Source organism: Rahnella bonaserana (assembly GCF_019049675.1).
In the GTDB taxonomy this organism is placed as follows: Bacteria; Pseudomonadota; Gammaproteobacteria; order Enterobacterales; family Enterobacteriaceae; genus Rahnella; species Rahnella bonaserana.
The window spans coordinates 1-25,234 of the sequence record NZ_JAFMOW010000043.1; the positions used below are offsets into that span (position 1 = coordinate 1).

Below are 25,234 nucleotides of genomic sequence, written 5' to 3' on the forward strand. Positions count from 1 at the left end.
AGGGTGGAGTGACAATGCCTGGTCACCTTATGAAAAACATCCGGGCAAGGATAATAAATTACCAGCGGCAGATATTTGATTCCGTCAGTCAAAATGAATAACGAGAGAAATAAAATGGATTTTTTTAAAAGGCTGGAAAAAATAGACGGGGCCGTCAATCGCGGCTATGCGCGCTGGGGTAAATGGCTGGGCGCGGGATTATTACTGATCGTACTCGGATGGGGCGGTTGGTTAATCTGGGCATCCATCTGGGGGCCACCGACCGGGCCGGTGACATTAATTATTCACAGCGAAATTGACCGGCCTATTTTGGGGTTTAGTGTGAATGGCGTAGCGGGATCCAATGCGTTTGCACATGGTGGGGGTAAAACAACGTGTTGTGGCAGTATCAGCGGAAAGACGGCGGAAGTTACCTGGACATTGAGTACAACCCGTGCCCAATACAATGCAGGACTGCGTACGGAAAACCGTCGCATCGTCATGCCTCTTCCCGAACGCAAATGGGGTGAGAATGATTTGCACGTTCATTTCCTCCCCGGAGATAAAGTTTTATTAGGGTGGAGTGACAATGCCTGGTCACCTTATGAAAAGCATCCCGGCAAGGATAATAAATTACCAGCGGCAGGCATCTGATTCCGTCAGTCAAAATAAATAACGAGAGAGATAAAATGGATTTTTTTAAAAGGCTGGAAAAAATAGACGGAGCCGTTAATCGCGGCTATGCGCGCTGGGGTAAATGGCTGGGCGCGGGATTATTATTGTTCATACTGGCATGGGGAGGCTGGTTAATCTGGGCATCCATCTGGGGACCACCGACCGGGCCGGTGACATTAATTATTCACAGCGAAATTGACCGGCCTATTTTGGGATTTAGTGTGAATGGTGTTGCGGGTGCTAATTCATCAGCACATGATAAAAATAATCCATATGCATCAGGCCCTGGTAAATCTACGTGTTGTGGAAGTATCAGCGGTCAAGAGGCGGATGTTATATGGACTCTTGATATAACTCATGAGCAGTATCTTAAAGGGATGCGTCTCGAAAAACGACGTGTTGTTATGCCTATCCCTGAGCGGGAATGGGGGGAGAATTACCTGCATGTTTATTTTCTGCCCGGAGATAAAGTGCGCTTGTGGTGGGGAACCGGATTTATTAGTCCGAAGGTTGAAGATCTGCCAGATACAGTAAATCGTAAATAAAATTCATAGAGAGTAATAAAATGGATTTTTTTAAAAGACTGGAAAAAATAGACGGAGCCGTTAATCGCGGCTATGCGCGCTGGGGTAAATGGCTGGGCGCAGGATTATTATTGTTCATACTGGCATGGGGAGGCTGGTTAATCTGGGCATCCATCTGGGGGCCACCGACCGGGCCGGTGACATTAATTATTCACAGCGAAATTGACCGGCCTATCCGGGGATTTAGTGTGAATGGTGTAGCGGGTGCTAATTCTTCAGCACATGATAAAGAAAATCCTTACGCTTCAGGTTCTGGTAAATCCACATGTTGCGGAAGTGTCAGTGGCAAAACGGCGGAAGTTGTCTGGACTGTTGATTACACCCTTGCGCAATATCAGGCAGGAATACGTACTGAAATCCATAAAGTAAGGATTCCTCTCCCTGAACGAAAATGGGAAGAAAATTACCTGCATGTTTATTTTCTGCCCGGAGATAAAGTGCGCTTGTGGTGGGGGACAGGATTTATTAGCCCTACGGCAAAAGATGTTCCAAATACAAATGAGACAGATACTATTAAGGAGTAATCATTATGGATAGTGAAAGCCTTATTGCAGCTGCGCATCGTGCTCAACAAGCGGAAGATGGAAGTCTGAGTAACTGCTCCAGGATTTGGCATGTAGGATTCTTCTTTGATGGTATTCATCGGAATATTGAGCAAGATGCACCAGAAAATCGCCTCAGCAATATCGGGCGTTTATTCAGAGCTTTTCCAGATCTGAATAAAAATACGTCCCGTGAGAGTTACGATGCATTGTACATTTCCGGTCTTGGCACACCTTTTCATGAAAACTTAACCTCGAAACTCCACGCCATTATGGATGGCGCGCAAGGCAGCGCACTGGATGACTTAAAAGATCTGCCTGGTGATATTGCCAAAGAAGCAGGCATAGAATTTTTTAAAACAGGCAAGTGGTGGGAAGTATTAAAAGATGTCGGTAAAAAGCTGATTAACCCCACCGAATGGGCGAAGCTGACCGGGGATATCACGAAAAGTGCGGTGAAAAAAGTGAGCATCGAGGCCACTCCCTGGTTGCGCGACAATCCTGTTATTGCCGACATGCTGGTGACAGGCGTAGATACCCGAATCACTTCAACCAAAACGTCTTTTGAAGAAGCGTTTAAAGAGGCTAAAAATAAGAGTCAGGTGCCCATCAAGCTGATCTCGGTCTCGTTATTCGGTTACGACCTCGGGGCAACTCTGGCGCGTAAGTTTCTGGATACGCTGCTCGACGATATTTGCCAGAAACAGGGCGATAAATACGTTTATCAGGGTATTCCCGTTGAGATCATTTTTGCCGGTTTATTCGATTGTGCCCGGCATACGCCTGCCAGTAATAACAACGGTGTGGACTGGTTTGTGGGGGCATTCGGCGGCCCGATCAGGGGGATCAGTATTTTGCTGGGCGATAAATATGTCGATCAGGACACTCCGTTACCGGCTGCGGTGAAAAGCGCCCTGCATCTGGTGGCGGCCCATGAAACGCGGGTCTGGCGCAGCCTTTACCGCTTAGGCGGCGATAAGCAAAAATACCGCGAGGAGTTACTGCCCGGCTGTTCTGAAGATGTGGGCGGCGGGCTAAAACCTGATGAGCAAAAACCGAGCGCCGAGTTATGCCGGGTCGCCTTACACAGAATGTACCGTGAGGCTACGCTGGCAGGCGTTCCCTTCCCTGATTTTCAGACATTACATCAAAGTAACCCAGTTATTGCCGAATACTTCATAATGGAAAACAGCGTGAAGGAGAAATCGGTCGCAGAGTGGACAGCGTTATATCAGCAGGCAGTGCCTTTTAAAAATCTCAGCGTTGCCGCGCAAAACCTGCACCTCGACAGTTATATCGACTGGCTGGGCAGACAGTTTTATCTGTATCGCAGTCAGTGCATGAAATATGCCGAACAGCGCGGGCAGGTGATGGCATCCGCAGGTGCGTCGGCAGGCCTGTTAGGCATCTCGCCAAAAGCGCAGGAGACCGCCAGTGATATTCGCAATGAAATCGATATTCTGCGTAAACACTGGGGCTGGCTGGATGATGTTCACCGTGCTGCACTGAGTATGCAAAATGCGATGGAAATGCCCGATAGCAAGGATATCCGCCGTCAGCTCGTGCCTGATGTTTACATTCCTGCATTACGCAGGGCGAAAAAGTTTTTAGCTTACGGGCACGCTGCTTATGAGGGATTACCGCCACCCTGGCCTGAAGACAGTGCTCCCTCTGAGATATATGCCTGGTTTGTACATGACGTGCAGAAGGTGGACAAAGGTGCAGGTATTTCAGAAGATTTTCTGGTGATCCGCTCAATGGAAATGCCCGACAGTTAGCCTCCTGATGCCGGCGGTCATCAGGCCGCCGGTTGATCGCTTTCCCTCACTTTTTTCTGCTATTCCGCGACTCAAAACCCGATTTAGCACGAATTGCGCGTTCTTTGACCGCCTCCAGGCTCTCCAAAACCCCTTCGCAGAATCCTTCAAATCCAGCGGTGACACGGCCTGAAGCGCTGTCCGGTATCCCGTTTGCCTGTTTTTTTGAAAGGTTAAATCCTTTTTTAAATTATGTAGTGATAATGTTATATTCGTAGCCAGCATTTTAAAAAATGAAGTTTCAGTAACGATCCCGCGTGTTTTTTTGCTAATTTCTTGTTCGATGGTCATAACAATATTCTTATCGAATCGCCAAGAACAGAACTGAACATTTAGAGAAACAGACGTCATGAGAAAGATACTTGGTATGCTTCTCAACCGTGACTCACTGGGTGCCAGCGAGCCTGCGGCCGCAGAAGACGAAAAATCCGTTGATGTATTGCTGGTCGGCGGCGGAATTATGAGTGCAACCCTGGGGACCTTCCTCCAGGAACTCGAACCGGACTGGTCAGTCCATATGATTGAACGCATGGACGGCGTGGCGCAGGAAAGCTCCAACGGCTGGAATAACGCCGGTACCGGCCATTCCGCACTGGCAGAAATGAACTATACCCCTCTGATGCCAGACGGTTCTGTCGATATCACTAAAGCGGTGGCGATCAACGAAGCCTTCCAGGTTTCCCGTCAGTTTATGGCGTATCAGGTGCAGAAAGGCGTGCTGAATAACCCGCGCTCCTTTATCAACAGCGTGCCGCACATGAGCTTTGTCTGGGGCGATGACAACATCGATTTCCTGCGCAGACGCTTCGCGGCGTTGCAGGAAAGCACCCTGTTCCGCGGGATGGAATATTCAGAAGACCCGGAACAAATCAAACAGTGGATCCCGGCAGTGATGGAAGGCCGTGATCCGGCGCAAAAAGTCGCCGCAACCCGCACTACGGCTGGCACGGACGTGAATTTCGGCGAAGTCACACGCCAGCTTGTCGAGGCGTTGCAGAAAAAATCCAATTTCACGCTGGCAAACGGTCAGGAAGTGCGAGATATCCAGCGCAATCCGGATAAAAGCTGGCGCGTGACGATTACCGATCTCAAACACAGCCACAAACATCACGTGGTGAATGCGAAATTCGTGTTCATCGGCGCGGGCGGCGCGTCCCTGACGCTGCTGCAAAAATCCGGCATTCCGGAAGCCCGTGAATACGGCGGTTTCCCGGTCGGCGGCGAGTTCCTGGTGACCGAAAATCAGGATGTGGTGAAACGCCATCTGGCGAAGGTTTACGGCAAAGCCGCCGTGGGCGCGCCGCCGATGTCGGTTCCGCATCTCGATACCCGTATTATTGATGGCAAACAGGTTCTGCTGTTCGGGCCGTTCGCCACCTTCTCCAGCAAATTCCTGAAAAACGGTTCCCTGTGGGATTTGTTCGGCAGTGTGAACAGTTCTAACCTGCTGCCGATGACCCACGTGGGCATGGGCAACTTCGATCTGGTGAAATATCTGGTCGGGCAGGTCATGCTCAGCGATGAAGACCGTCATGCCGCGCTGAAGGAATTCTTCCCGCAGGCCGAGCAGAAAGACTGGAAACGTTGGGTGGCCGGACAACGCGTGCAGGTCATCAAAAAAGATGGCAAACACGGCGGCGTATTGCGTCTCGGCACCGAAGTGGTCAGCGCGAAGGACGGCAGTATCGCCGCCTTGCTGGGCGCTTCACCGGGGGCCTCAACCGCAGCGCCTATCATGATGAAGCTGCTGGAAACGGTCTTTAAAGAGAAAGCCGCCAGTGCTGAATGGCAGGCCAAATTCCGGGAAATCATTCCGTCTTATGGCACTAAACTGAATGGCAATATCGAAGCGACCGAGAAAGAGCTGCTGGAAACCAGCCGTATTCTGCAACTGGAAACGCCCTCGATGATCACCACCCCGGTGGCCGATGTGGTTCAGTTGCGACCACTCGACGTTCAGGCCAAACAAGAGCCAAAACAGCCTGCGGATATTGCTTTGTAAGTTCTTGTTTCTGAGAATACAAACCGCTCAAGTGAGCGGTTTTTTTATGTCTGTGTGACTGTAAAAACGCTTTTTATGGAAGGCATCTTCCAGATTCTAAAATGCATCATCAGAATATGTGGATCCTTTTTCCCCTCAGGCGAATGATATACACCGTGAAATATTTCAGGGTGAAAGTGAGGCATATGGAAAGCGTAAATATTATACAAACTAAAAGCTCAGATGGTATGCTTTATGATACTAAATTTAGTATGTTAAATCTTACCGAAGAGGTCTCTATGCCAGTTCAGCCTGTTTATGCCAATGCCGCCGTGAGCATCAGTGACTTTAAAAAATCGCCAAATGCCGTATTAAAAGAGTCGAACGGGCAGCCCGTTGCCGTTCTTACCAATGGCAAGATTTCCGGCTATTACGTCTCAGCCGAAACATGGGAAATGCTTTCTGAATATCTGGAGGATATGGAGCTTGGGGAGATCGCCCGCTCACGAATGAACAGTAAGAATAAACGGGTCAGAGTTAATCTTGATGACCTATAACCTGGAGTTTGATTCACGGGCACTCAAAGAATTTCAGAAATTGGGTGAGCCGGTAAAACTTCAGTTTAAAAAGAAACTTGCCGAAGTTTTAGACCAACCTCATGTTCCCGCTAACCGCCTGCGCGGATTACCCGACTGCTATAAGATAAAATTGCGTGCTTCGGGTTTCCGGTTGGTTTATCAGGTCATTGATGCGCAGATCGTGGTTCTGGTGTTGGCTGTTGGAAAACGTGAACGGTCTGAGGTTTATCAGACCGCAAAACTCCGTATTTAATGGCGCTTGTTTCCCCGCCCTAATCCCCAACACACCAGCCCTGCCACCAGCAGCGACGGAATCGTCGCACCCACATCAGGCAGCAGATTTGCCATCAGATGATAGACCGCGATACCAATAAACCAGGCCGCGACAGAACAGATGTTCAGGTCTTTTTGTGTCTGTCTGCGCAGAACAAAATGATGCGTCAGTACCACGCCGAACAACGGCGCAAATACCGAACCAATCAGCAGCAGGAAGTTTTCATATTGCGTCAGCGGCACCGACCAGGCAATCAGCGTACACAGCAGGCCAATGCAAAGCGTCAGTTTACCGATACTGACTGGCAGAGAAGTGCCCGCCGACACCGCCGCTGAGTGAATATCCGCGAAGGCATTTTCATGTTCATCCACCAGAATCAGCAACAGCGGAATACCCAGCGCAACGCCAGAAAGTGCCAGCAGCAGCGCATTGGCATCTGCCGATGTGCTGACAAACGCCAGCGTATAAGCCACACCGAGTGACATCATCCACACGCTGCCGAGGAAATATCCGCAGGCAGTTCCCCAGAAATTTTGCCGCGCAGATTTGCCAAAACGGGTGTAATCCGACACCAGCGGCAGCCATGAAAATGCCATCGATACCACGATGTCGCAGGCCAGTGCGAACGGCATCGAACCGTCTCCGGCTTTATGCCACAGTGTGGATAAATCCGCGTGCAGAAACAGATAACCGGTCAGCCACGCGCAACTCGCCAGCAGCAACCAGATACCCCAACGGCGCAGCACCACACGGATAAACGCCAGGGGTCCGCTGGCCGCCAGCAAGGTGGCGACGATGCCGAAGATAAACGTCCACAGGGCCGGATTCGCCCAAAAACTGCCGTCGCCCCAGGCTCGTTTTGCCAGCAGGCTGGCGGCATCACGCATCACCACAATTTCAAACGCGCCCCAGCCGACCAGCTGGATAAGATTGAACAGCACAGGCAACGCCACGCCGCGTTTGCCGAGGCTCAGCTTTAGCGACGCCATTGAAGACAAACCGGTTTGCCCGCCGGTCACGCCGACCAGTGCCAGCAGAGCCACGCCGACGGCAGACCCCAGCACAATCGCCGCCAGCGAACCCGCCAGCCCGAGGCCCGGAGCCAGAATCGCCCCGGTCTGCAACACCATCAGGCCCATGCCGAGTGAGAACCACAACGAGAATAAATCAGACCAGCCCAGCACCCGTGATTTTTCCGGCACAGAGGCCTGAGGAGAGTAAATACTATTATCTTTCATGAGGTTAATTTCGTGGCTAATGCGAATGCCTGTTATAGCATATTGCGGCGGGAACCTGATGAAGGGCGAAGGCAGAAGCGCACTTTTCGGTTTCCAAAATGCATATCTCAATTCCTGTCAGTTCGAAAACTCTTACTTTGAAAAGATCACAATCATCCCCAACTTTTCCAGCAAATGGCTTTGCTGCCAGTCGTCGATTTTCACGCCATCAAGGTCGATTTTACGAATATTCAGTTCGCCCAGATCTGAATTCGTCAGGTCACAATGAGTGATGTTGACGTCATTCCAGTCGAACTCGGTGAATTCGCCGCCGGAAAGGTCGGAGCCGCTGAGGTTTGCGCCCTGCATGTTTGCGCCGGTCCAGCGGTTTTCCCACAACTCGCATTTCTCCAGAATGACTTTGCTGAAGTTCGCGTAGCTGAAATTATTTTTGGTCATAAATGCGCTGCAAAACCAGGTGCGTGAGGTGATCATATTCATAAAGCTGGCGCCGCTGAAATCTGCACCGGTGGCTTTGCATTCCCGGATTTCACAGCCCAGCGCCTGAATGTTTTTGAAATCCGCCATCGTCAGGTCACAACGTTTGAAGCTGGCATCCTGCAATTTTGCATGCTGGAAAGAGCAGCCTTTTTGCTCTTCATCATCGTAAAACAGACAATCGACGAACGCCGTTTCTGACAAATCGGCGCTGTCAAAACGACAGCGGTAAAAGCGACAATTCTCCAGCGTTTCGCCGGTAAATTGTTTCACGCTAAAACGCTGGTCTCTGAATGTCTGGTCTTTGATCATCGGATCCTCTGTCGTCTTTTATACCCTGCTAAGGCCGGTATCCTGACAGAAAACTTTTAGCGAAAATATGGAATCCGCCTCGTAATAACACGATTTACCCACGTTTGCCTTTTGCCGGATCGGTAAGTGAGGTCTATTCTCAATGACTTAACGGAGCACTTCTCTCACTCAGATAAGGAAGACTGGAATGCGTTTGTCATCTCTCTTTTTGGCAACCAGCCTGGCTGTCAGCCAGTTTGCAGGGGCTGCGGAAACTGCACAGCCCGCCACGCAGGAGCATGCTATGAATCACGCCATCAATGCAGATAACCCATTTCTGAAACCCAGCCCGCTGGAATATCAGGCGCCGCAATTTAATCGCTATAAAGACAGCGATTACGAACCCGCCATTCTCGAAGGCATCCGCCAGAAACTGGCTGAAGTGGATAAAATTGCCAGCGACAGTGCGCCACCCACCTTTGAGAATACCTATGTGGCGCTGGAAAAATCCGGCGTCATGCTCCAGCGCGTACTGAACGTTTTTGGCGCCATGACCGGCGCGAACACCAACGACACGTTGCAAAAAATTGATGAAGACACGTCGCCTGAACTGGCGGCGATGGATGACAGTATTCATCTCAACAGCAAACTGTTCGCACGGCTGAAAGCCGTGTATGACCAGCGTGACAACCTGAAACTTTCGCCGGAATCACAACGCCTGGTCGACGTGACGTTTAAGGATTTCGAACTGGCAGGCGCCAATCTTTCCGATGCCGATAAAGACAAACTTAAAGCACTGAACCAGCAGGCCGCGACGCTCAGCACGCAGTTCACTAACAAATTGCTGGCCGCGACCAAAGCGGGCGGGCTGACAGTGAAAGACAAAGCGCAGCTTTCCGGGCTGAGTGATGCTGAGTTATCGGCTGCCGCGCAGGCCGCCAAAGACCGCAAGCTGGATAACGCCTGGCTGCTGGTGCTGCAAAACACTACGCAGCAGCCGCTGTTACAGTCGCTTGATGACCGTGACACGCGCAAGGCGCTGTATGACGCTTCCGTTAATCGCGCTGAGAAAGGCGATGCCAACGATACCCGTAGCCTCATCGCCAGGCTGGCAAAAGTCCGTGCGGAACAGGCTCAGGTGCTGGGTTTTTCGAGCTATGCAGCGTGGAAGCTGGAAGATCAGATGGCGAAAACGCCGCAAGCCGCTCTGGATTTCATGCACAAAATTGTGCCGGCCGCGACCGCCCGCGCACAGCGTGAGGCGCAGGATATTCAGGCAGAAATCGATAAACAAAAGGGCGGCTTTAACGTCGCTGCATGGGACTGGCAGCACTATGCGCAGCAGGTTCGCAAAGAGAAATACGATCTGGACGACGCGCAGATCAAACCGTATTTCGAGCTGAACAACGTGCTGGAGAATGGCGTGTTTTATGCCGCTAACCTGTTGTATGGCATCACGTTTAAAGAGCGCAAAGACCTGCCGGTATATAACCCGGACGTGCGGGTTTTCGAGGTGTTCGATAAAGACGGCAAATCAATGGCGCTGTTCTATGCCGATTATTATCAGCGTGATAATAAAGGCGGTGGCGCGTGGATGAGCAATTACGTCGATCAGTCGAAATTACTGGGTAATAAGCCGGTGATTTATAACGTGGCGAACTTCCAGAAACCGGCGGCAGGGCAACCTGCATTGCTGTCGTGGGACGATGTCATCACCCTGTTCCACGAGTTTGGTCATACGCTGCACGGCTTGTTTGCCGATCAGGAATACCCGAGCCTTTCCGGCACCGCGACACCGCGTGATTTTGTCGAGTTCCCGTCTCAGTTTAACGAGCACTGGGCGAGCGACCCGAAAGTGTTTACTCACTTCGCTAAACATTATCAGACCGGCGAAGTGATGCCACAGGCGTTGCAGGACAAAATCGAAAAGGCCAGTAAGTTCAACAAAGGTTATGACATGACAGAGCTGCTGGCCGCTGCGCTGCTGGATATGCACTGGCACAGTCTGAGCGCGGACGCCCCGCAGCAGGATGTGGATAAGTTCGAAGCGGATTCTCTGGCGAAAGACAAAGTGAATCTGGCGTACGTGCCGCCGCGTTACCGTTCCAGCTATTTCCAGCACATCTGGGGTAATGGCTATGCGGCCGGATATTACGCCTACCTGTGGACCGAAATGCTGGCCGACGATGCCTTTGCCGGTATCACCGAACAGGGTGGACTGACGCGGGAAAATGGTCAGAAATTCCGCGATCAGATCCTCTCGCGCGGTAACAGCGAAGACCTCGAAAAGCTCTACGAAACCTGGCGTGGCAAAGCGCCGTCGATTGAGCCGATGCTGAAAAACCGCGGTCTGGAAGAGTAAAAGCAGCCGTGCCCGGTATCACGCCGGGCACGTATTATCTTGTCGTAATTAGTAAACGGAAATAGTTAAAATCAACGCCCGAAAAACGTCGCTACCCCTGCTCAAATTCCCCTATGCTTTTCCCCATGTCTCCGGTCTGCGAGTGAAATCATGTTGTTCGATTTGCCTGACGATGATGTTCTTTATGCTGCGCTGATTGCCCGTGATCCTGCTTACGATGGCTTTGCCTTTGTCGGCGTGAAAAGCACCGGTATTTTCTGCCGGCTGACCTGTCCCGCGCGTAAACCCAAACGTGAAAATACCGTATTTTATCCGTCGATGGTCAGCGCGATGGAAGCCGGATTCCGGCCGTGTAAACGCTGCCGGCCGCTGATGCAGGGCGGCGAAAAAGACCCGCTGGTGCTGAAATTACTGGCCGCACTGGAAAATGAGCCGGACAGAAAATGGAGCGAGGGCGATGTGCAGGCGATGAATGTCGATCCTTCCACTGTCCGGCGCGCCTTTAAACGGCAGTTTGGCATCACCTTTCTGGAAATGGCGCGTTTGCGGCGGATAGGTAAAGGTGTCGATGCGCTTACTCACGGTGAGGCCGTGATTGAGGCGCAACTGGACGCCAGCTTTGGATCCGGTAGCGGATTTCGTGCAGCGATCACCCGGCAAATCGGCAGTAACCCCAGTCAGGCGAGAAAGCATCAGTTTCTGAAAGCAGACTGGCTGGATACGCCCATCGGTTCAATGCTGGCAATTGCCAGTCGCGAGGCGCTGTATCTGCTGGAGTTTATTGACCGTCCGGCATTGCCGAATGAAATTGAGCGGCTGAAACAGCTCACATCCTCTGAAATTATTTTTGGACGAACACCACTGGTTGATCAGGTTGAACAGGAGCTGGCGGCCTATTTCGCGGGTGAAACACACACATTCGCCACGCCGCTGGCAGAGTTCGGCTCGTTATTTACCCGTAAAGTCTGGGATGCGCTCAGAGACATTCCGGCAGGTGAGCTGCGCAGTTATTCCGCGCTGGCGGCAGATATCGGGCAGGCAACGGCGTCCCGCGCGGTAGCACGTGCCAACGGTGCTAACCAGATTTCAATTCTGATCCCTTGTCATCGCGTAATCGGTGCCGACGGTTCGCTGACCGGTTACGGCGGCGGATTATGGCGCAAGCGATGGCTGATTGAACACGAACGAAGAATGGCGCTGAGCCGCTAAACGAGGAGCAGGGTATGAGTCAGCAAAGTCAGGCAGTGGCATTTTCAGCGCTTCACCAGAAATATAATCCGGTCGTTTTATACAACATCTGGGATGCGGGCAGCGCGCTGGCCGTGGCGCAGGCGGGGGCAAAAGCCATCGCCACTGGAAGCTGGTCGTGTGCGGCGGCGCAGGGATATCAGGATGGCGAAGCCATGCCTTTTTCCAGCCTGTTACACACGGCGCAACGTATTGCCTCAGTTATCAGTTTGCCGCTGACGGTGGATTTTGAAACCGGTTATGGTGCAGCCCGCCGCGACAACCTGAGCGCACTTTTGCAGGCCGGTGTGGTGGGGATTAATGTTGAGGATCAGCAACTGGGATTATCCGCGCTGAACGGAGTGCGAGAACAATGCGAGATTTTAAACTCGCTTCGTCAGGAGGCGGAGTCTCAGGGAATTGCGCTATTTATCAATGCCCGAACCGATGTCTTTTTGCAGCAGCCTGACGCCACGCAACATCCGGCGCTGATGGCCGAAGCCAAAAAGCGGCTGACTGCTTATCAGAATGCGGGTGCCAGCGGGTTTTTTGTTCCAGGTCTGAGTGACGTTGGATTGATTGCCGAACTTTGCGATGACTCAGCACTGCCGGTGAATATTATGGCCAGCAGCCTGACGCCGCCGCTGGCTGAACTCACTGCGGCGGGTATCAGTCGGTTGAGCTACGGCCCTTATCCTTATGTCGGACTGATGGAAACCCTTAAACAGCAGGCGTGCGCGCTGTATTAGCCGCGAGCCGGTGCCCCATCCAGAAGAACAACAGGCCGCCAACCGAGGCGGCGATCAGTGCGACAAACATCACCGGCGGGGCGGCGTAACTGAGCAGAAAACCGCACATCACCGGGTTTATCGCGCCACCCAGATTACTCAGGTTCTGCATGCCGTAATAGCTGCCTTTCATGTTTTCCGGCGCGATAAAGTCGATAAACATGTATTCCACCGGAATGACGATCAGTTCGCCGAAACTGAAAATCGCCATGGCGATCACCCAGAACAACACCGATTGTCCGGCGGTCATAAAACCGATCAGGCCGATGATGAAGAAAAGCGTGCCAAGCAGCAGCCATTTCAGCAGTGTATTTTGCTTCATCCGGCTGCTTAACACGTACTGGAAAGCGATAACAATCACGGCGTTGGTGATCATCACTGCGCCGATAATCTTGTAGGCAAAGGTCGCGTCCGACACCAGGATCAGATACTGCGACAGATAACCGGCGAATTGCCCGAACACTATCGATCCGAGCGTACTGCCCAGCGTGAAGTAAATCAGGCGGCGGTCGTGCGCGAGAATGCTCAGTGTCTGGCGAAGGTTCGGTTTGGGCAGTGGTTTTTGTTCAGGCGTGGTCTGCGGCGGTTTGTGCGGAATATTGCGCAATCCCCAGGTCAGGGAAATCACGGTGCCCAATGCCAGTACGCCGGAAATCACGAACGGCAGCATCGGGCTGAAGCCCGCCAGCCAGACGCCCAGTGACGAACCCACTGCCCAGCCGACATTCACCAGCGTGTAGTTCATCGAAAAGGCTTTCACCCGTTTTTCCACCGGCAGCCAGCTGGCGATACAAGCTTTGAGCGTGATACTGAGCAGGGCGTAGGAAGCATTCAGAAGCGCCAGAACCAGCAGGACACCGGTCACATTCGGCAGGAACGGCAGCAGTAAAAAACTCAGGCCAAACAGGCTGACGGAGACGGTAATCAGCGTCCGGTGATTGAATTTATCCACCAGATAACCGCCGTACAAACTGCTGAGAATACCGATTGCCAGGCTGGCACCGAGAATGATCCCGACGCTTTTCGGCAGCAGATGATAGTGCTCGGTCAGATAAATCGTGATAAATGGCAGTGTGACACCTCGTCCGATAGTGAGTACTAACGAACTGGCTAACAGCGCGAGAATTAACGGCGGCATTCCCTTCATGTTAAACGGCATTCCCTGAGTAACGGCAACATTTTCGTTACATCATAAAGGAGTCTGCGCAGTATTTTTCATTACAAAAAAGAGGGATTTAAGAGAGTTGCGCGGCTATCCCCGCGCTTGCCGGAATTTCCCTTACGGCTTCTGCGGTGCCACGCCGTGGAACAGCAAAAGAGCGACGTGTTTACGCAGCATATCGGGAGAAATCGGCGACGCGCCTTCCTGACGCATTTTCATTGAGGCCATCGGAAACAGCGTCAACCCGAACAGTGAAATAAACAGCAATGCCGGATTAAGATCCGGGTTGAGCTTTCCTTCGGCCTGCCAGCGGGTAATGCATTCATGCACGATTTTGCGGTTCTTGTCGCCGTTACGTTCTTCCATGCGTTTTTTCAGCATGCCGCTTTCGCTGATGACTTCGCGCACCCACAGCGGCGCCACCCAGGGGTATTTTTCTGCCGCATCAATCATGCACTGCGCCATGTGGGTGATCGCCATCAGCGGGTCATCGGCATGTGTTTGGAAAATGTCGGTAAAACCGGCGCGGACCGGCTGAAAACGTTCTTCAATCATCACGTCCAGCAGTTGTTCGCGGGTCCTGAAATAGTAATGAAGCATGGCGGTGGTAACGCCTGCTTCTTTGGCGATCATACTCAGCGGCGTTTCGGCGATGCCGTATTGGGCAAACAGTTTCAGGGCTGCATCCAGCAGCAGTTCACGCTTATCTGCGCCCTTTTTGGCACTGCGCGGACGACCCGGACGACGGCCGGGCGTGCTGGCTTCCTTTTGATCCTTTTGTGCGGATCCTGCCACTTCTGAGATTTTTCTGTCTGCCATAAGGAGGGTGATCCATTGACCAGATGAATTTGATGCTTCAATATTAATTATACAGTTAATTAATTACAAGTCAGGATGTCATTCATGACGACAATAAACTCGGCACAGAGCGAGGTGACGGAACAGAAGCCTTCAATAAAGCTGCTGTTTTCCGCGCTGATGCTGGTGATGCTGCTGGCCGCACTCGACCAGACAATTGTGTCCACCGCGTTGCCGACCATCGTGAGTGAGCTCGGCGGCCTGGATCAGCTCTCGTGGGTTGTAACCTCATATCTGCTGGCTTCCACGATTGTGGTGCCGCTGTACGGGAAGTTTGGTGATTTGCTTGGACGCAAAATCGTGCTGCAAACGGCGATTATTGTGTTCCTGCTCGGTTCGGTATTGTGCGGACTGGCGCAAAACATGACGCAGCTGATCCTGATGCGCGCGCTGCAAGGACTGGGCGGTGGCGGGCTGATGGTGGTCAGTATGGCGGCGGTCGGCGATGTCATTCCACCGTCAGAACGTGGAAAATACCAGGGACTGTTCGGCGGCGTATTTGGTCTGGCGACGGTGATCGGGCCGCTGATCGGTGGTTTTCTGGTTGAGCATATTTCGTGGCGCTGGATTTTCTATATCAACCTGCCGCTGGGGATTTTTGCCCTGCTGGTGATAGGTGTGGCGCTGAAGTCGCAAAGCGCGCGCATCCGCCATGAAATCGATTTTCTCGGCGCGGGTTATCTGGCGGCTGCCCTGACCTGCATCATTTTGTTCACCAGCGAAGGCGGCACGGTATATCAGTGGTCGGATCCGCAGCTGTGGTGCATTCTGGCGTTCGGTATCGTGACACTTGGCGGCTTTATTTATGAAGAGACGCTGGCAGCAGAGCCGATCATCCCGCTGGGTCTGTTCCGCGACCGCACCTTTCTGCTGAGCTGCGCAATCAGCTTTATTATCGGGATGTCGCTGATGGGCTCAATGACTTTCCTGCCGCTGTATCTGCAGGTGGTGAAAGGGTCGTCGCCGTCGGGAGCGGGGATGCAGCTATTGCCGCTGATGGGCGCATTGCTGTTCAGTTCGATAGTCAGCGGACGTCTGATCAGCCGTATTGGGCGTTATCGTATTTTCCCGATTATCGGTACGTTACTGAGTTTTGCCGGCATGGTGCTGCTGGGCTTTCTGAAAGTCAGTACGCCGGTACACATGCTGTATCTCTATATCGGCGTGCTCGGTTTCGGTCTGGGGATGGTGATGCAGGTACTGGTGCTGGCGGTGCAGAACTCGGTATCAATGAAACAAATGGGCGTGGCGACCTCCGGTGTGACACTGTTCCGCTCGATTGGTGGCTCTATCGGTGTGGCGATGTTTGGTGCGATTTTTACCCACGTTCTGCGTGATCAACTGGTGGCGCTGATCCCCGAGGGCACGGTGCTTCCGCGCTCACTCAGCGCACAGGCAGTACAAGAATTACCGACCGCCATTCGCGATGATTATTTGCAGGCATTTGGCTCGGCACTGCACTCGGTATATCTGATTGCCGCCTGCGTCATGGTGCTGGCGTTTGTCCTGTCGCTGCTGCAAAAAGATGCGGTGCTGAAGAAAGAGTGACGGGTTAAATCTCTTTCTGCGGCGATGAGTCTCGAATTCATGCCGCAGAAAGGATTCATTGTCTCGCCGGGCTTTTTCGTTTGCGGATTATAAAAGGCCTTGCCGTTATTTTTCGCACATTTAACTATCATGAAACTATGAAATATATCCGAAATCCATTCCTGCAATAAATATGAGTCTGTCTGAATGGATCAGGACGGCATTTATTTTCTTCTATCGTTCTCTGTCAATCCATAAGCTATAGCCTGAAGTGCCGGCTATATGATGGGTCACATCGATGGTTTCATAACTAAGAGAAAGCATCTCGTAAGGGCCGGGATCACCGCCAGGTAATGTACCCGGGCAGATTGAAGAAATACTCTCCAATGTGGCATCGGTCAGTTTAATAGTGAGATATTTCTCCTGAGCACCATATTGTGACGTTCTGTAATAGTCTAAAACACACTGAATAAGCTCGTTATTAGAAATGGCGACCAGCAATAGCGGCGTTGATTTATCGAGCGGTTTGGTAATGACCATCGGGTGATGACTGACGATCTTCCCCCCGATAATCTTATGCTCAGAAGAATACACCAGTATTTGATCTGCATGGCCAGTCTGAAGGTGACTCCCAATCGAGTCATAGGTCGAACAACCTGCCGATATCAGTCCTTGTGTCTTCCCTGTAATTGTCAGATAGGTACAGATGGGCATTTTTAAATTTCCTTTTTAAAAATCGTTGTGGTTTCTGATTAGCTTTCTGAACGAATTTAATTTTCTTTCGTGTTATATCATCTTATTGTTTTAAAAATAAGTTTCCTTAACTCTCCATATTCAACTTCATGTCATTAATATATTCAATTTTCATCTAAATTAATTTTATATATAAGTGAAATTAATATTAATTTCTGGGGGGAACGGGTTAAATGCTCTACTCTTATAGGTTCTGTTAAATGATCCGAACCAAAACATCAAAGCAGGACAGCTTTGACGATGAACAACTTAAGAGGTGTGCCATGCTGTTTCGCCGTTTCGAGCGAATGATAGACATCTTCCGTGAGGCACCGGCTGCTGAGCCGCCGGATCAGGTTCTGCCTTTCTATCTTTATTATCTGCGCCAGGTCTGGCCGAGTTTTGCGATTTTGCTGGTGGTGGGGCTGGTCTGTGCACTGATTGAAGTCTCGCTGTTCAGCTATCTCAGCCAGATTATCGATCTGACCAAAGATACCCCGCCGGGCAGTTTTTTCACCGACCATATGGGCGAGCTGTTGTGGATGGCGGCGGTGGCGATGATCCTGCGGCCGGTGTTTATCGGGCTGCATGATTTGCTGGTTCACCAGACTATCAGCCCCGGTATGACCAGCATGATCCGCTGGCAGAATCATAAGTATGTCCTCAAACAAAGCCTGAACTTTTTCCAGAGCGATTTTGCCGGACGCATTGCCCAGCGCATTATGCAGACCGGTAACTCGCTGCGCGATTCTGCGGTACAGGCGGTGGATGCCATCTGGCATGTGGTGATTTACGCCGCCAGTGCGCTGTTCCTGTTTGCCGAAGCTGACTGGCGGCTGATGATCCCGCTGATTATCTGGATAGTCGGCTATGGCGTCTGTTTGCGTTATTTCGTGCCGCGCGTGAAACAACGTTCGGTGCAGTCGTCGGAAGCGCGCTCGAAACTAATGGGCTGCATTGTTGACGGGTACACCAATATCACCACGCTGAAACTGTTCGCGCATACCGATCTGGAACAGAAATACGCCCGCGAAGCCATTACCGAACAGACTGAGAAAACTCAGCTGGCGGGGCGTCTGGTCACCGGTATGGATGTATCGATTACCACGCTGAATGGCTTGCTGATTGTCAGCACCACGGGTCTGGCGCTGTGGTTGTGGACACAGTCGCTGATAAGTGTCGGGGCCATCGCACTGGCGACCGGTCTGGTGATTCGTATCGTGAATATGTCTGGCTGGATTATGTGGGTGGTGAACGGTATTTTCGAGAACATCGGCATGGTTCAGGATGGCCTGCACACGATTGCGAAACCACTGAGTGTCACCGATAAACCGCAGGCGAAAGCGCTGAAAGTGGATCAGGGTGCGATCCACTTTGATCACATTCAGTTTAATTACGGCAAAGAGAATTCCGGGAAAGGCGAAAGGGTGATCCCCAATCTGGATCTGGCGATCCGCCCCGGCGAAAAGATCGGCCTGATCGGGCCTTCCGGTGCGGGCAAATCCACGCTGGTGAACCTGCTGCTGCGCCTGTATGACATCGATGGTGGCCGCATTATGATTGACCAGCAGAATATCGCCGGGGTCACGCAGGAAAGCCTGCGCGCGCAAATCGGCATGATCACGCAGGACACCTCGCTGCTGCACCGTTCTATCCGCGATAACCTGCTTTACGGCAGGCCGGGAGCGACGGAAGAAGAGTTGCAGCTGGCGATCCGTCAGGCGCGGGCTGATGAATTCATTCCGCAGCTTTATGATTCGCTGGGCAGAACCGGGCTGGATGCGCACGTCGGTGAGCGCGGCGTCAAACTCTCCGGCGGCCAGCGTCAGCGTATTGCGATTGCCCGCGTGTTACTGAAAAACGCGCCGATCCTGATCATGGACGAGGCCACGTCGGCGCTGGATTCCGAAGTGGAAGCGGCGATTCAGGAAAGTCTGGAGACGCTGATGGGCGGCAAAACGGTGATTGCCATTGCGCACCGCTTATCGACGATTGCCAAAATGGACCGTCTGGTGGTGCTGGAAAAAGGGCAGATTGTCGAGACGGGCAATCACGCCGAACTGCTGGCGCACGGCGGGCTTTATGCGCGCCTGTGGCAACATCAGACCGGCGGTTTTGTCGGCATGGATTAAGGCCGGAACTTAAACGACATCGTGCCGGTAGGGCAGCACTTTGCGGGCTTCGTCCGCCCAGCGCTGCACGCCGGCACGTTCTTCGACTAAAAAATCTTCCACGGCATCGCGTAAACCCGGATGACGTAAATAGTGCCACGAGTCGGTGATCACCGGCTCAAAGCCGCGCAGCAGTTTGTGTTCTCCCTGTGCGCCTGCATCAAACCGTTTAAGGCCGCTGGCAATCGCGTATTCCATCCCCTGATAGAAACAGGTTTCGAAATGCAGTCGGTCGAACTCTGCCAGACATCCCCAGTAACGGCCATAAAAGGTATCACCGCTGATTAAGCTGAACGCCATCGCCACGTCGCGACTGTTTTGTTGCGCGAACACCACGCGGATCGCCTCCGGCATTCTTTCCGCCAGCAGGCTGAAGAATGCGCGGGTCAGATACGGCGACTGGCCGCGGATATGATAAGTGTTGCTGTAGCAGGCATAGACGAAATCCCATTGCGCTTCAGTGACCTGTGCGCCTTCCAGCCAGACAAAATCAATCCCCTGAGCGGCCACCTGTTCGCGCTCTTTGCGAAACTGTTTGCGCTTGCGCGACGTGAGCGCGTTGAGGTAATCCTGAAAATCGCGATAACCCCGGTTTTGCCAGTGATACTGCAACCCCTGCCGGTGCTGCCATACGGGTTCTGCTCCGATCAGCCGGTTAGCGCGTTCGTCGGTAAAATTGATGTGCGCGCTGGTCAGACCGTTTTCCTGCAAATAATCCGGTAGCGCCTGCAACAAACTGACTGCCGCCGGTTCATCGCCCAGCAATCGTGCGCCGGTCACCGGGCTGAACGGCACCGCGCCGAGCCATTTCGGGTAATAGGCAATACCGGAACGCTGACAGGCATCTGCCCAGCCCTGATCAAACACGTATTCGCCATAAGAATGGCGTTTGCGGTAGCCGGGAATGGCGGCAAGGATTTTGCCGTTTTCCTGCCAGGTCAGATGCTGCGGACGCCAGCCTGAACGGGGCCCCAGACTGCCGCTGTCTTCCAGTGCCGATAAAAATGCATAGCTGAGGAACGGCTGTTGCGCAGGCACCAGCGCATCCCACTGTGCAGCAGGACAATCGGCCAGACGGTCTAACGTGATAACAGGCATCAATTATTCTCGCTGTGGCGTAAAAGAGAAATCGGTTTACTGTCGTTCAGGCAGGGGGATATTACGGCAGAGGTTAAGGTAACAATATAATAAGACTTAAGTCGCTGATTTATCATCCGGAACATTATTTAAAAATGTTCCGGATGTTTTATTTAACGGGCAATTAACTGGCGCGAACTTCCGGGTTATCTGACAGCGAAATAAAGGATGCGCTTTTCGCATCAAAGGCTTCGATACAACCCGATTCAATATCATACACCCAGCCGTGCAGGGTGATTTCCCCTTTCGCCAGCGCGACCGCGACGCAAGGATGCGTGCGCAGGTTACTCAGCTGAGCCACGACGTTCTGATGCACCATACCGTTGACGCGTGCCTCAGGGTTTTCGTGTTCGACGGATTCATTGATGGCTTTCGCGGCATCGGAATAACGCAGCCAGTGCGCAACCGCCGGCATGTGATCGAGACAGGTGCAGTTAGCGATGGCGCTCATTGCGCCGCAGTTTGAGTGCCCGCAGATGACGATATCTTTCACGCCCAGTGCTTTGACCGCGTACTCGACCGTCGCGGAAACGCCGCCAGGCTCCGGTCCGAAGGGTGGCACAATATTTCCGGCATTACGGATAACAAACAGTTCACCCGGTTCACGCTGCGTGACTAATTCCGGCACTAACCGGCTGTCAGAACAGGAGATAAACAGGGTCTTGGGATTTTGGTTTAACGCGAGTTCTTTGAATAACTTAGAGCGTTGCGGAAACGCCTCTTTCTGGAATCTGAGAAAACCTTCAATTACGTCTTTCATAGGGGAATTCCATGTATTTCAATGCCAGTGAGTCTGCCACGAAAAAAAAAGCAGATCAATCAGACACAATATCAACACTATTTACAGGGAAATAAACGGAAGCAAAATAATATAATTTACCGGCGATAAGCATTTCACATTCTGTTTTTTTAATGCCATACCTTTATCTCAGCATTATCCATCCCCATATTTCCTCTATACCCTGAGTGAAGGAGTCTGTATGACAATCGAATACGCTATTTTCGGTGGCGGCTGTTTCTGGTGTACAGAAGCGGTGTTTAAAGACGTTATCGGCGTGGAATCGGTGGAAAGTGTGTACACCGGCGGGCGTCGTCCGAATCCGAATTACGAACAGGTTTGTACCGGCACAACCGGTCATGCGGAAGCCATCCGAGTCGGTTTCGATCCGGAAAAACTGACCTACGGCGATTTGCTGGATATCCACTTTGTCACGCACGATCCGACCCAGCTTAACCGCCAGGGTAACGACGTCGGTACACAATACCGTTCGGCGATTTTCCCGGCGAATGAGCAGCAAAAAGTAGAGGCCGAAGCGGCAATTCTGCGCGCGCAGCACGACCACAGTGATCCGATTGTCACCAGCATTGAGCCGCTCGGCGAAGTGTACGTGGCCGAAGGTTATCATCAGAATTACTGGGACGGCGCCGGACAGCAGAACCGTTATTGCATGGCGGTGATCCCACCGAAACTGCAAAAGTTGCGCAAGAGCTTTGCGCAGCGCACGAAATCTTTGCAGCAGTCATAACGGCGGGTTGCGAAGTTGAGGTGTGAAGGCTTTCAGTTATTACGCACAGGGATGCCTGCATTTTTCGGCCCGCGGTAACGCAGATAGAGATTGTTGAGGATCAGGGCAGAACCGGTGATGCAGGCACCCGCGATTTCAGGTGCGCTGGGCTTGATGCCGGTCATGGCTGAAATAGAGAAGGCGGTGATCGGGACAATATCCATAAACAGCACCCCGTTAAGTGGCGTCAGGATTTTATTGCCAATATTCCAGCACAGGATGCCGATAAAACTGGCCACGAAGGCGGTGTAAAAGACATGTGGGATCACATACACGAAGTCGCTGACGGCGGGTACTGCTACCAGTCCACTGATATACAACAGGGCGTTTAACACCAGTACGCTGGTCATCCCGAGAACGCTGGTTAATGCAGTGTATTTAAGCGGTGACCAGGTCGGGAAAAACGACGCGCCCACGGTGTAAAAAACCCAGCAAAGTGCGCCGAAAATAATCAGAGCGTTGGCTTTGTAGCTGGAGGGAGAATCAAACAGGCTGGCATAATGTCCTTTGGTGATCACCGTCATGACCCCGAAGAAAGACATCATAATCAGACCAACAGAGACGGCGGGCGGGACGATTTTGCGCAATACGCCGTTGACCAGAATACCCAGCATCGGCATGGTGGCCATCATAATCGACGTGGTTAACGCGCCATTTGGCCCGGCCATTTGCTGACCCCGAAAGACAAAAAAGCCAAAGCCGACAAAGGCCGCTGATCCTAATAACCACGCCAGACCGGCGCGTTCACCTTTCAGGTTCAGCCCCTGCTTTCCTTCGCGTAATCTCAGCGCGATCACTAACGCGATAGCGGCGAAGCCATAGCGCAGGGTGGTAAAGGTATAAGGGTCAAGATGTCTCAGCGCGCTGGTCATCATCGGGAACGTCGCGCCCCATGAAAGGGTTGCTATCAGGCAGCAGATAACGCCCGCAGAGTAAGAATTTTTCATTTCTTTGTTTCCCGGTTAGGTAGTAATCATATTGAAATCATTCAGTAATCCGGCCCATGGATCATGTGCCGGGTAGTCAGTCTTCTTTCGCTTGAGAATTATTCTCCCAGCAGTTTTCCGCCTTTTGCCCAATTCGTTTTTGGGACTTCAGTAATCACGACATCAAGGCTTTCGGGCTTACAGTTGAGGGTTTCTACCGCTACGCGGGTGACTTCCCGGGCGAAATTGCTTTTTTGTTCAGGCGTACGGCCCGGCACCAGTTCTAAACGGATAATTGGCATGATAGATCCTTATTTTCCAGCCCCCCGGTTGAGGAGCTAAGGCTGATTTTACTTAAGCGCTTTAAATGATAAATATGTGTTAAGTTGAATGAATTGAAACCTGCAGGTTGTTAATCATGAGCAAACTGTCCGGAATGGAAATGTTCGTCAGAGTGGTGGAATGTGGCAGTTTTACGGCGGCAGCAGTGGCCAGCGGCGTTTCACCAACGATGGTGGGTAAGCAGATCCGCGAGATTGAGCAGCGGCTCGGTGCGCGCTTATTGCACCGCACGACACGCCGTCAGCAACTGACGGAAGTCGGTCAGCTCTATTTTGACCGCTGTCGCCGGGTGCTGTCGGAAGTGGAACTGGCGGAAAGCAGTGCCATGGAATTGCAGGCTGCGCCGAAAGGACTGGTGAGAATGATTGCCCCGGTCAGTTTCGGGTGTCAGTGTCTGGTGCCTGAGCTGAGCGCGTATATGGCATTGCATCCCGAAGTGGACGTAATGTTGAATCTGGATAACCGGGTGCCCAGTCTCAATAATGATAATTACGAATTAGGCATTCAGATCGGAGAAGTGCGTGAACCCGGTGTGGTCGCACGCCCGTTACGCCCATATCGCCGGATACTGGCCGCTTCGCCGGACTATATCCGGCAGCATGGGATGCCGGAACATCCCGAACAGCTCGGAAATTACAGCTGTCTGGGGCTGTCTTACTGGCTGCATCAGGACCGCTGGGATCTGACCGGCCCGGAGGGCGAGACGTTTAAGGCCTTTATCGGTGGACGCTTTATGTCTAATCAGGGCAACGCGCTGAGGATTGCCGCACTCAGCGGCTGCGGTATTGTCCTGCAACCCGATTATGTGTTGATGGACGATATTGCTGAGGGCCGTCTGGTGCCGGTATTGCCACAGTGGTCGTATAAACCGACACCGTTGTACCTGATTTATCATCAGGACAGTCGCCCCTCTGCCAAGTTACGCAGCGTGATTGATTTCCTTATCGCGCGGCTGGGTGAAAACAGTCAGGCCTTATCGCAATAAAACAAAAGCCAGAACCCTGGTTCTGGCTTTTAAGTGCCTCATATCCCGCAGCGGATCGCATCTGTACTTTACTGCGTCATACCTTATTTCCCGGACAGAAACGCCAGTAAATCATCATTCAGCTGATCCTGATGCGTCACGGCGAAACCGTGCGGCGCGCCTTCGTAGACTTTCAGTTCTGCGCCCTTAATCATTTCTGCCGCCAGTTTACCCGTGGCTTCGAACGGCACTATCTGATCTGCGCTGCCGTGAATAACCAGCGTCGGCACAGTGATTTTAGCCATATCCGGGCGGAAATCCGTTTCAGAAAAGGCCGTTACACAATCGACGGTGCCTTTCAGCGACGCCATCAGCGCGACGTTCAGCGTTTGCGTCATGACCCCGTCGGATACGGTCATGCCCTGATTTGTGCCGTAGAACGGTGTCGCGAAATCACTGATGAACTGCGCACGGTCTTTCAGCAAACCGGCTTTAATACCATCGAATACGGCTTTATCTACGCCCTGAGGATGATCGTCGGTTTTGATAAACAGCGGCGTGACCGCGCCGAGCAGCACCAGACCGGTGACACGATCTGTGCCGTAACGGCTGATATAGCGCGTAACGTCGCCGCCGCCCATCGAGAAGCCGACCAGCGTAACGTCGTGCAGGTCGAGGTGTTCAATCAGATCGTTGATATCAGAAGCGAACGTATCGTAGTTGTACCCTTCCCACGGCTGCTCTGAACGACCAAAACCCCGGCGGTCAAAAGCGATAGCGCGGTAACCGCGTTCGGCCAGGAAATTCATCTGGCTGTCCCACATATCGGCGTCCAGCGGCCAGCCATGGCTGAACAACACCGGCTTACCTTTGCCCCAGTCTTTATAATAAATTTGAGTGCCGTCTTGTGTATTGAATGTGCTCATTTTTATATTTCCTCAGCGGTTAATTTGCAGGTTTTAAACGGGTTGTGCGTTGTGTTGCAAACAACATTAGGCGCGGCAGACAAATATTGATAATGGGTTATTTTTGGCAAG

25 protein-coding genes are annotated in these 25,234 nt (G+C 52.2%); 14 read left to right on the forward strand and 11 right to left on the reverse strand.

All coding sequences use genetic code 11. The features are described from left to right. The first annotated feature begins 114 nt into the window (after positions 1-114). From J1778_RS00765 to J1778_RS00780, 4 genes are read left to right on the forward strand one after another with little or no spacing between them, the layout of a single operon-like run. Entirely contained in the window at positions 115-633 is a 519-nt protein-coding gene (locus tag J1778_RS00765) for a DUF3304 domain-containing protein (protein WP_217171562.1), read from the forward strand. A 35-nt stretch (positions 634-668) separates the two neighbouring features. Then, complete coding sequence (locus J1778_RS00770) at positions 669-1,199, forward strand: DUF3304 domain-containing protein (protein WP_217171563.1); 531 nt, start codon at positions 669-671, stop codon at positions 1,197-1,199. 20 nt (positions 1,200-1,219) lie between these two features. Further along, the gene (locus tag J1778_RS00775; RefSeq protein WP_217171564.1) at positions 1,220-1,762 is read left to right on the forward strand and encodes a DUF3304 domain-containing protein; all 543 of its coding nucleotides are present in this window, start codon (positions 1,220-1,222) and stop codon (positions 1,760-1,762) included. 5 nt (positions 1,763-1,767) lie between these two features. Further along, positions 1,768-3,558 (forward strand): DUF2235 domain-containing protein, encoded by a 1,791-nt coding sequence (locus J1778_RS00780; RefSeq protein WP_217171565.1) that lies wholly within the window; start codon positions 1,768-1,770, stop codon positions 3,556-3,558. Here J1778_RS00780 and J1778_RS00785 read toward each other — a convergent pair. Then, positions 3,535-3,888: a hypothetical protein gene (locus J1778_RS00785; protein ID WP_217171566.1), complete on the reverse strand. Its 354-nt coding sequence runs from the start codon at positions 3,886-3,888 to the stop codon at positions 3,535-3,537. The genes J1778_RS00780 and J1778_RS00785 overlap by 24 nt on opposite strands. Positions 3,889-3,946: 58 nt before the next feature. On the opposite strand from J1778_RS00785, the gene mqo reads away from it, so the two are divergent. The 3 genes from mqo (at position 3,947) to J1778_RS00800 (ending at position 6,409) form a co-directional block, all read left to right on the forward strand. After that, positions 3,947-5,599: a malate dehydrogenase (quinone) gene (gene mqo, locus J1778_RS00790; RefSeq protein ID WP_217171567.1), complete on the forward strand. Its 1,653-nt coding sequence runs from the start codon at positions 3,947-3,949 to the stop codon at positions 5,597-5,599. Positions 5,600-5,877: 278 nt separating this feature from the next. Beyond that, positions 5,878-6,135 carry a type II toxin-antitoxin system Phd/YefM family antitoxin gene (locus J1778_RS00795; RefSeq protein WP_217171601.1) on the forward strand — a complete coding sequence of 86 codons (258 nt, stop codon included), beginning with the start codon at positions 5,878-5,880 and terminating at the stop codon, positions 6,133-6,135. Further along, the gene (locus J1778_RS00800) at positions 6,125-6,409 is read left to right on the forward strand and encodes a type II toxin-antitoxin system RelE family toxin (protein WP_217171568.1); all 285 of its coding nucleotides are present in this window, start codon (positions 6,125-6,127) and stop codon (positions 6,407-6,409) included. The genes J1778_RS00795 and J1778_RS00800 overlap by 11 nt, the downstream gene beginning before the upstream one ends. Here the strand turns inward: J1778_RS00800 and cytX are convergent. Together cytX and J1778_RS00810 are read right to left on the reverse strand one after the other, a co-directional pair. Further along, positions 6,406-7,668 carry a putative hydroxymethylpyrimidine transporter CytX gene (cytX, locus tag J1778_RS00805; protein WP_217171569.1) on the reverse strand — a complete coding sequence of 421 codons (1,263 nt, stop codon included), beginning with the start codon at positions 7,666-7,668 and terminating at the stop codon, positions 6,406-6,408. The genes J1778_RS00800 and cytX overlap by 4 nt on opposite strands. 132 nt (positions 7,669-7,800) lie before the next feature. Next, positions 7,801-8,457, reverse strand: a complete 657-nt coding sequence (locus J1778_RS00810) for a Qnr family pentapeptide repeat protein (protein ID WP_217171570.1) — start codon at positions 8,455-8,457, stop codon at positions 7,801-7,803. A 187-nt stretch (positions 8,458-8,644) separates the two neighbouring features. On the opposite strand from J1778_RS00810, the gene dcp reads away from it, so the two are divergent. The 3 genes from dcp (at position 8,645) to J1778_RS00825 (ending at position 12,774) form a co-directional block, all read left to right on the forward strand. After that, positions 8,645-10,798 carry a peptidyl-dipeptidase Dcp gene (dcp, locus tag J1778_RS00815; RefSeq protein ID WP_217171571.1) on the forward strand — a complete coding sequence of 718 codons (2,154 nt, stop codon included), beginning with the start codon at positions 8,645-8,647 and terminating at the stop codon, positions 10,796-10,798. Positions 10,799-10,948: 150 nt separating this feature from the next. Then, positions 10,949-12,007, forward strand: coding sequence for a bifunctional transcriptional activator/DNA repair enzyme AdaA (locus J1778_RS00820; RefSeq protein ID WP_217171572.1), 1,059 nt, complete (start codon positions 10,949-10,951; stop codon positions 12,005-12,007). A gap of 14 nt (positions 12,008-12,021) precedes the next feature. Then, positions 12,022-12,774, forward strand: a complete 753-nt coding sequence (locus J1778_RS00825; protein ID WP_217171573.1) for an isocitrate lyase/PEP mutase family protein — start codon at positions 12,022-12,024, stop codon at positions 12,772-12,774. Here J1778_RS00825 and J1778_RS00830 read toward each other — a convergent pair. After that, positions 12,746-13,960 (reverse strand): MFS transporter, encoded by a 1,215-nt coding sequence (locus J1778_RS00830; protein ID WP_217171574.1) that lies wholly within the window; start codon positions 13,958-13,960, stop codon positions 12,746-12,748. The two genes, J1778_RS00825 and J1778_RS00830, sit on opposite strands and share 29 nt — an antisense overlap. A gap of 132 nt (positions 13,961-14,092) precedes the next feature. Continuing rightward, positions 14,093-14,794, reverse strand: a complete 702-nt coding sequence (locus J1778_RS00835; protein ID WP_217171575.1) for a TetR/AcrR family transcriptional regulator — start codon at positions 14,792-14,794, stop codon at positions 14,093-14,095. An 84-nt stretch (positions 14,795-14,878) separates the two neighbouring features. On the opposite strand from J1778_RS00835, the gene J1778_RS00840 reads away from it, so the two are divergent. After that, positions 14,879-16,381 (forward strand): MDR family MFS transporter, encoded by a 1,503-nt coding sequence (locus J1778_RS00840; protein ID WP_217171576.1) that lies wholly within the window; start codon positions 14,879-14,881, stop codon positions 16,379-16,381. A 213-nt stretch (positions 16,382-16,594) separates the two neighbouring features. Here J1778_RS00840 and J1778_RS00845 read toward each other — a convergent pair whose 3' ends face one another. After that, positions 16,595-17,074: an Hcp family type VI secretion system effector gene (locus J1778_RS00845; protein WP_217171577.1), complete on the reverse strand. Its 480-nt coding sequence runs from the start codon at positions 17,072-17,074 to the stop codon at positions 16,595-16,597. A gap of 302 nt (positions 17,075-17,376) precedes the next feature. Between J1778_RS00845 and J1778_RS00850 the strand changes: the two genes are divergently transcribed. After that, entirely contained in the window at positions 17,377-19,224 is a 1,848-nt protein-coding gene (locus tag J1778_RS00850) for an ABC transporter ATP-binding protein (protein WP_217171602.1), read from the forward strand. A gap of 9 nt (positions 19,225-19,233) precedes the next feature. Here the strand turns inward: J1778_RS00850 and J1778_RS00855 are convergent, their stop codons facing one another. Next, positions 19,234-20,361, reverse strand: a complete 1,128-nt coding sequence (locus J1778_RS00855) for a GNAT family N-acetyltransferase (protein ID WP_217171578.1) — start codon at positions 20,359-20,361, stop codon at positions 19,234-19,236. A gap of 163 nt (positions 20,362-20,524) precedes the next feature. Further along, positions 20,525-21,160: a carbonic anhydrase gene (locus J1778_RS00860; RefSeq protein WP_095923905.1), complete on the reverse strand. Its 636-nt coding sequence runs from the start codon at positions 21,158-21,160 to the stop codon at positions 20,525-20,527. Positions 21,161-21,380: 220 nt separating this feature from the next. Between J1778_RS00860 and msrA the strand changes: the two genes are divergently transcribed. Beyond that, positions 21,381-21,926, forward strand: coding sequence for a peptide-methionine (S)-S-oxide reductase MsrA (gene msrA, locus J1778_RS00865; protein ID WP_217171579.1), 546 nt, complete (start codon positions 21,381-21,383; stop codon positions 21,924-21,926). 32 nt (positions 21,927-21,958) lie between these two features. Here the strand turns inward: msrA and J1778_RS00870 are convergent, their stop codons facing one another. Both J1778_RS00870 and J1778_RS00875 read right to left on the reverse strand, forming a co-directional pair. Continuing rightward, entirely contained in the window at positions 21,959-22,912 is a 954-nt protein-coding gene (locus J1778_RS00870) for a DMT family transporter (RefSeq protein ID WP_217171580.1), read from the reverse strand. Positions 22,913-23,010: 98 nt separating this feature from the next. Beyond that, on the reverse strand, positions 23,011-23,193 hold the full coding sequence (locus J1778_RS00875) for a 4-oxalocrotonate tautomerase (protein ID WP_217171581.1): 183 nt from the start codon (positions 23,191-23,193) through the stop codon (positions 23,011-23,013). A 116-nt stretch (positions 23,194-23,309) separates the two neighbouring features. Here J1778_RS00875 and J1778_RS00880 point away from each other — a divergent pair, with 116 nt between their 5' ends. After that, on the forward strand, positions 23,310-24,218 hold the full coding sequence (locus J1778_RS00880; protein ID WP_217171582.1) for a LysR family transcriptional regulator: 909 nt from the start codon (positions 23,310-23,312) through the stop codon (positions 24,216-24,218). Between the two features lie 83 nt (positions 24,219-24,301). Here the strand turns inward: J1778_RS00880 and J1778_RS00885 are convergent, their stop codons facing one another. Further along, on the reverse strand, positions 24,302-25,123 hold the full coding sequence (locus tag J1778_RS00885; RefSeq protein WP_217171583.1) for an alpha/beta fold hydrolase: 822 nt from the start codon (positions 25,121-25,123) through the stop codon (positions 24,302-24,304). Positions 25,124-25,234: the final 111 nt, after the last annotated feature.

Coding starts and splice junctions, on each gene's coding strand:
- J1778_RS00795 (WP_217171601.1), top strand. CDS start 5,878: ATGCCAGTTCAGCCTGTTTATGCCAATGCCGCCGTGAGCATCAGTGAC.
- cytX (WP_217171569.1), bottom strand. CDS start 7,668: ATGAAAGATAATAGTATTTACTCTCCTCAGGCCTCTGTGCCGGAAAAA.
- dcp (WP_217171571.1), top strand. CDS start 8,645: ATGCGTTTGTCATCTCTCTTTTTGGCAACCAGCCTGGCTGTCAGCCAG.
- J1778_RS00820 (WP_217171572.1), top strand. CDS start 10,949: ATGTTGTTCGATTTGCCTGACGATGATGTTCTTTATGCTGCGCTGATT.
- J1778_RS00770 (WP_217171563.1), top strand. CDS start 669: ATGGATTTTTTTAAAAGGCTGGAAAAAATAGACGGAGCCGTTAATCGC.
- mqo (WP_217171567.1), top strand. CDS start 3,947: ATGAGAAAGATACTTGGTATGCTTCTCAACCGTGACTCACTGGGTGCC.
- J1778_RS00825 (WP_217171573.1), top strand. CDS start 12,022: ATGAGTCAGCAAAGTCAGGCAGTGGCATTTTCAGCGCTTCACCAGAAA.
- J1778_RS00855 (WP_217171578.1), bottom strand. CDS start 20,361: ATGCCTGTTATCACGTTAGACCGTCTGGCCGATTGTCCTGCTGCACAG.
- J1778_RS00850 (WP_217171602.1), top strand. CDS start 17,377: ATGCTGTTTCGCCGTTTCGAGCGAATGATAGACATCTTCCGTGAGGCA.
- J1778_RS00830 (WP_217171574.1), bottom strand. CDS start 13,960: ATGAAGGGAATGCCGCCGTTAATTCTCGCGCTGTTAGCCAGTTCGTTA.
- J1778_RS00880 (WP_217171582.1), top strand. CDS start 23,310: ATGAGCAAACTGTCCGGAATGGAAATGTTCGTCAGAGTGGTGGAATGT.
- J1778_RS00835 (WP_217171575.1), bottom strand. CDS start 14,794: ATGGCAGACAGAAAAATCTCAGAAGTGGCAGGATCCGCACAAAAGGAT.
- J1778_RS00860 (WP_095923905.1), bottom strand. CDS start 21,160: ATGAAAGACGTAATTGAAGGTTTTCTCAGATTCCAGAAAGAGGCGTTT.
- J1778_RS00845 (WP_217171577.1), bottom strand. CDS start 17,074: ATGCCCATCTGTACCTATCTGACAATTACAGGGAAGACACAAGGACTG.
- msrA (WP_217171579.1), top strand. CDS start 21,381: ATGACAATCGAATACGCTATTTTCGGTGGCGGCTGTTTCTGGTGTACA.
- J1778_RS00800 (WP_217171568.1), top strand. CDS start 6,125: ATGACCTATAACCTGGAGTTTGATTCACGGGCACTCAAAGAATTTCAG.
- J1778_RS00765 (WP_217171562.1), top strand. CDS start 115: ATGGATTTTTTTAAAAGGCTGGAAAAAATAGACGGGGCCGTCAATCGC.
- J1778_RS00810 (WP_217171570.1), bottom strand. CDS start 8,457: ATGATCAAAGACCAGACATTCAGAGACCAGCGTTTTAGCGTGAAACAA.
- J1778_RS00785 (WP_217171566.1), bottom strand. CDS start 3,888: ATGACCATCGAACAAGAAATTAGCAAAAAAACACGCGGGATCGTTACT.
- J1778_RS00775 (WP_217171564.1), top strand. CDS start 1,220: ATGGATTTTTTTAAAAGACTGGAAAAAATAGACGGAGCCGTTAATCGC.
- J1778_RS00840 (WP_217171576.1), top strand. CDS start 14,879: ATGACGACAATAAACTCGGCACAGAGCGAGGTGACGGAACAGAAGCCT.
- J1778_RS00885 (WP_217171583.1), bottom strand. CDS start 25,123: ATGAGCACATTCAATACACAAGACGGCACTCAAATTTATTATAAAGAC.
- J1778_RS00875 (WP_217171581.1), bottom strand. CDS start 23,193: ATGCCAATTATCCGTTTAGAACTGGTGCCGGGCCGTACGCCTGAACAA.
- J1778_RS00780 (WP_217171565.1), top strand. CDS start 1,768: ATGGATAGTGAAAGCCTTATTGCAGCTGCGCATCGTGCTCAACAAGCG.
- J1778_RS00870 (WP_217171580.1), bottom strand. CDS start 22,912: ATGAAAAATTCTTACTCTGCGGGCGTTATCTGCTGCCTGATAGCAACC.